2 protein-coding genes are annotated in these 1,503 nt (G+C 60.2%); both read left to right on the forward strand.

Features of this window, described 5'->3' with window-relative positions; all coding sequences use genetic code 11:
- The first annotated feature begins 186 nt into the window (after nt 1-186).
- Nucleotides 187-780 (forward strand): HhH-GPD-type base excision DNA repair protein, encoded by a 594-nt coding sequence (locus AC1RJY_RS23975; RefSeq protein WP_498603716.1) that lies wholly within the window; start codon nt 187-189, stop codon nt 778-780.
- 215 nt (nt 781-995) lie between these two features.
- Complete coding sequence (locus AC1RJY_RS23980) at nt 996-1,355, forward strand: hypothetical protein (RefSeq protein WP_498603715.1); 360 nt, start codon at nt 996-998, stop codon at nt 1,353-1,355.
- Nucleotides 1,356-1,503: the final 148 nt, after the last annotated feature.

Genomic DNA, 1,503 nt, shown 5'->3' on the forward strand with positions numbered 1-1,503 from the left:
GACTCAGAAAACAATACACGCCCCACACCCCCAACGCAAATCCACCCCCAACCCCACCCCAACCACCCCCAAAACCCGCACCACACCGCCGTTGAACCCCAACAATCCACGGCGCACTTGCCAACAATCCAAGGCACAGCGACGCCAGCCGGACGCCCGATGACGGACCCGCAGCACGGTGGGAGGATGGGACCCATGGAACTGCACATCACAGGAGATGCCGCCGCGGACCAACTACTCAGTGACGACGCCTTTGCGTTGTTGACGGGTATGTTGCTCGATCAACAAGTCACCATGGAGTCGGCTTTCGCTGGTCCGGAGAAGATCCGCACCCGCTTGGGCTCTTTGGAGCCCGGCACTATCGCGGAGTACGACCCCGCCGGCTTCGTAGAAGTCTTCAAGGAACGGCCTGCCGTCCATAGGTTCCCAGGCTCCATGGCGGCAAGAGTCCAAGCCCTCGCCGAAACAGTGCATCGGGAGTGGGACGGAAACGCGGCCGCTATCTGGACCACCGGAAACCCCGACGGCCCTGAAGTACTCCGTCGCCTCAAGGCCCTGCCAGGCTTTGGCGAACAGAAAGCAAAGATCTTCCTGGCATTGCTGGGCAAACAATGCGACCTGAAGGCGGACGGATGGCGGGAAGCAGCCGGCCATTACGGTGAGGAAGGCTCCTACCTCTCGGTCGCCGACATTGTGGACCCAGAGTCCTTGGTCAAAGTGCGTGCCAGCAAGCAAGCGGCTAAGGCCGCCGCAAAGGCAGCGAAAACTTCCGGTGCATAAGAAGGTGTTGGGGGAGGCCCCCGCTCTCACAGCTTTAGCTCCAGCATGTCAGCCCTGGCTTATATGATGCGGAAAATGCCTAAGTCGGCTGGGGGGACCCTTGCGGATCTCTGATGAGAAATTGCCCGACAACAGGCTTGCAACCTCTCGGACAACATCGACGTCCTCAAGGCTACGGAAGCCACCTTCATCAAACTCGTACCACTAGTGGGGGGATGAATAGCTTGGCCGCATCAACGGAGCGCATTGCCATGCCCGAAAGCCTACGCATGCTGGCCGGTAAGCAACGCCGTCGGCTCAATAGGTTCTTCAAGTCTTCGCATGAGGATTGGGCTGCAGGTGGACAGGGCCTTCAAGAGTACCGCGAGCGTTTTGCTTGCTACCTGGAGCAGCTCGACCAAGACGGTCGAAAAGGCGCATTCGCACTGACCTTCAAGCATGTGCAGGACAACAGGTACGGGATCGCTGACAGGTACTACGAGCCTTACGGTATCCCGGCGGGACTTGTCCGCATGCCGCTACCCATCGAACAGGCCCTCTACCCCTTTTCCGAGCTGGCTCCGCAGTCACTTTAAATGGGTGAAGCCCCCGGGGTGGTGGGGGTTTGTGGAAACGGTTGTTAAATGCGGGGAGCCCCGACCGTGGCGGTCGGGGCTTCCCGTGAATGGTTGTCCGGCGGTGTCCTACTCTCCCACACCCTCCCGGGTGCAGTACCATCGGCGC

Source organism: Arthrobacter sp. GW822-FHT05G07, from assembly GCF_058799755.1.